This is a genomic window from Parapedobacter sp. SGR-10, from assembly GCF_011030405.1.
Classification (GTDB): domain Bacteria; phylum Bacteroidota; class Bacteroidia; order Sphingobacteriales; family Sphingobacteriaceae; genus Sphingobacterium.
Map to the genome: position 1 here is coordinate 1 of NZ_JAAJTJ010000049.1, position 3,957 is coordinate 3,957.

Annotated in this window: 2 protein-coding genes and 1 tRNA gene; 1 reads left to right on the top strand and 2 read right to left on the bottom strand. The window is 44.0% G+C overall.

Going from position 1 to position 3,957, the window contains the following annotated elements; genetic code table 11:
* Window positions 1-51: 51 nt before the first annotated feature.
* Entirely contained in the window at window positions 52-783 is a 732-nt protein-coding gene (locus tag G5B00_RS17665; protein WP_163878747.1) for an SIMPL domain-containing protein, read from the bottom strand.
* A gap of 160 nt (window positions 784-943) precedes the next feature.
* Window positions 944-1,016: transfer RNA gene (locus G5B00_RS17670), tRNA-Thr, on the bottom strand.
* Between the two features lie 346 nt (window positions 1,017-1,362).
* Here G5B00_RS17670 and clpB point away from each other — a divergent pair.
* Window positions 1,363-3,957: ATP-dependent chaperone ClpB (gene clpB / locus G5B00_RS17675; RefSeq protein ID WP_163878750.1), on the top strand; the 2,595-nt coding region annotated here is incomplete at its 3' end.

The window sequence follows — 3,957 nt, forward strand, 5'->3', positions numbered from 1 at the left end:
GTATAAAGTATAAAAAAACAAAGGCGTCCTACGGGACGCCTTTGTTTTTTATTATTGCCCAAAACTCGTTTTTACCGTAATATTGGCCGTTTTGTATCGGGATGTAGTATTGAAAACCCCGCCATACGAATACTCTTCATTATCGTTTTGTCCCGTAATCTGGAACACACCTAAATCAGCTTTGAGCAACCTGCCCAAGCCACTCCCCGACTCTTTCGCGATATTTTCTGCTCTTGCCTTTGCATTTTGTGAGGCCTCTCCGATCAAAGCCAACTTGAGGTCTTCCAATTTGGAATAGTAATAATTTGGCATATTAGAACTCAATTCAACACCTTGAGAAATCAATGCAGAAATCTCCCTTGATGCGTTATCCACCTTATCCAACTCCTTGGACTCCACACTCACAAACTGTGTAAGACTATAACCTGTAAAGGTATTGTAGCTTCTACCGTTGCTATCGGTATTGTAAGCAAAATCCCTATTGATATTTACTGCATTAAACTGTATCTCATTCTCCGGAATACCTTTTTGGAGCAAAAAGTTCTTGACCAACTCCCTGTCCTGTTTCAACTGTTCCGAAGCTGCACTCAGATCCATCGACTTACGACTGTAAGTGGCCGTCCACTTGACAATATCCGATTCAAAATCTTTTTTGGCATTCCCGGTCACATTGATCGTATTGTTGACCTTATATTTATACTTATAGGCATTCCCCACGATACAGGCCATCACGATCAACCCTAGGGCAGCAATGATGCTAACGATTATACTGGTAGATTTCATAAGTGTATTTTTTTAATTTTATAATAAATATACGAATTTACGTGCCAAGTTTTTGAAATTGGACCAAAAAGAGGATAATTTCAATAAATTAATACGGGTTCTTCATTGGTACTGCTTTCCTGCTAAAAACAAAAAAAGCCCAACTTTCGTTGAGCTTTCGAGCCCCCTGCCGGGATCGAACCAGCGACCTACTGATTACAAGTCAGTTGCTCTACCAGCTGAGCTAAGGAGGCAAATTAATATTTCAAGATTCCTAAAACTTTCGTAAACTTTAACTTTTAAAAGTCACGTACTGATTACAAGTCAGTTTCCGCCAACTGACGGATGAGCTAAAGAAGCTTTCCTTTTGTGCTGCAAATATCGCCAGTAGAAAGCTTTTTTACAAGTATAAATTCAAATTCCCCTCTTTTTTCGCACCAACATTTTGATATTCAAGACAATTTATTTCCTATTTTTATTGATAATCGGAAATGTTGACAGCTAAAAAGAAATAAAAGAGACAAAATTTCAGTCATTTATAATCGTAAACCGAAAGGCATTTGTTTTGTTAAATACATAGTGTAATAAAACAATAAGCACATGAATTTCAACAATTATACTATCAAAGCACAGGAAGCTATACAAAAGGCTTCGGAAATAGCCGCCGGCAATCAACAGCAAGCTATCGAACCGGCACATATTTTAAAGGCACTGCTGACTGTAGATGAAAACGTCGTCAGTCATCTATTGAAAAAGCTAAATACCAATATCAATTACATCAGTAGTGAAGTGGATAAGCAGATCGAGGCATTGCCTAAAGTGAGTGGAAGCAATGTCTACCTTAGTAACACCACCGCTTCTGTCCTGCAAAAGGCCCAAAGCTATCTCAAAGAATTCAACGATGAGTTTGTCTCAATCGAACATATCCTTTTAGGCTTATTGTCTTCCGGTGACAAGGTGGCTACCCTGCTGAAAGACCAAGGTGTCAACGAAAAAGATCTCAAACTGGCCATCAAAGAACTCCGGGGCAAAAATAGGGTCACGGATCAAAATGCCGAAGCTACCTATAATGCCTTGGGAAAATATGCCCGTAATCTCAACGAATATGCTGAATCCGGAAAATTAGACCCCGTAGTTGGTCGTGATGAAGAAATACGCCGTGTCATGCAGATCCTCTCCCGCCGTACCAAGAACAATCCTATCCTGGTCGGCGAACCCGGTGTGGGTAAAACGGCCATTGCCGAAGGTATTGCGCATCGTATCATCAAAGGCGATGCACCCGAAAACCTCAAGACAAAAACCGTGTATTCCCTGGATATGGGTGCACTGATCGCCGGTGCAAAATACAAAGGTGAATTTGAGGAACGGCTAAAAGCTGTAGTCAAAGAAGTATCCGATTCGGATGGAGAGATCATCCTCTTTATTGATGAAATACATACCCTCGTAGGTGCAGGAGGAGGCGAGGGAGCCATGGATGCGGCCAATATCCTCAAACCTGCACTAGCCCGGGGCGAATTGCGTGCCATCGGTGCAACTACCCTCAACGAGTATCAAAAATACTTCGAAAAGGACAAAGCATTGGAACGTCGTTTCCAAAAAGTCATGGTCGATGAACCCGATACGCAAGATGCTATTTCCATCCTACGGGGACTAAAAGAACGTTACGAAACCCACCACAAAGTACGTATCCTCGATGAAGCTATCATTTCAGCCGTAGAGTTGTCGCAACGCTACATTACCGACAGGTTTCTGCCCGACAAGGCTATAGACCTGATAGACGAGGCAGCTTCCAAACTACGGTTGGAAATGGATTCCGTACCCGAAGCCGTGGACGAACTGGATCGCCGTATCATGCAGCTAGAAATTGAAAGAGAAGCCATCAAACGTGAAAACGACGATAAGAAGGTAGCAGAGCTTTCCGAAACAATCGCTAATCTTTCCAATGAACGTGATTCGTTGAAAGCAGCCTGGCAGTCGGAAAAGACCTTGGTCGACCGTGTCAACCAGGAGATCCAAAATATCGAAGACTACAAACTGGAAGCCGAACAAGCCGAACGCGCAGGAGATTACGGCAAAGTGGCCGAACTTCGCTATGGCAAGATCAAAGAAGCACAGGACAATGTGGAGAAGCTAAAAGCCGAATTGGCTGAAAAGCAACAAAGCAGCCGTATGCTGAAAGAAGAGGTGACCTCCGAGGACATCGCCGATGTAGTGTCACGGTGGACAGGCATTCCTGTCAGTAAGATGGTGCAATCCGAACGGGAAAAATTGTTGAACCTAGAAGAGGAACTGCACAAGCGTGTAGCGGGACAGGAAGAGGCTATAGAAGCTATTTCAGATGCTATCCGCCGTTCGCGTGCCGGATTGAGTGATGCCAAACGCCCGATAGGTTCCTTCATCTTCCTCGGCACGACAGGTGTGGGTAAGACGGAACTGGCAAAGGCTTTGGCGGAGTTCTTATTTGACGACGAACACGCATTGATACGGATCGACATGTCCGAATACCAGGAACGGCACTCTGTATCGCGTCTGATCGGTGCGCCTCCGGGATATGTAGGCTACGATGAAGGTGGTCAACTGACCGAGGCCGTGCGTCGTCGCCCTTATTCGGTCGTGCTATTGGATGAGATCGAAAAGGCTCACCCAGATGTTTTCAACATTCTGTTACAGGTATTGGATGATGGACACCTGACCGACAACAAGGGTCGTGTGGTCAACTTCAAGAATACGATCATCATCATGACCTCCAACACGGGTTCGCACATCATACAGGAGAACTTTTCCAAATTGACTGAGGGCAACCATGATGAAGTTGTAGCCAAAACAAAAGACGAAGTATTTGAACTGTTGCAAAAATCTATCCGTCCGGAGTTCTTGAACCGTATTGACGAGGTCATCATGTTTACACCGTTGAGTCGCAATGAGATCGGTGAGATTGTTCGCATGCAATTCAGAAACGTACAAAAACAGCTGGCCGAGCAGAATATCTTCCTGTCCGCCAGTGACGATGCACTGGATTGGCTGGCACAGTTGGGTTACGATCCGGTGTATGGAGCCAGACCGTTGAAACGAGTCATCCAAAAACGTATTCTCAACGAATTGTCCAAAGAGATACTATCCGGTAAAGTGACAAGTGACGCAATCATCCAACTGGATGTATTCGATGGCAAGTTTGTGTTCTTGAATAAGGATAAA

Coding starts and splice junctions, on each gene's coding strand:
- G5B00_RS17665 (WP_163878747.1), bottom strand. CDS start 783: ATGAAATCTACCAGTATAATCGTTAGCATCATTGCTGCCCTAGGGTTG.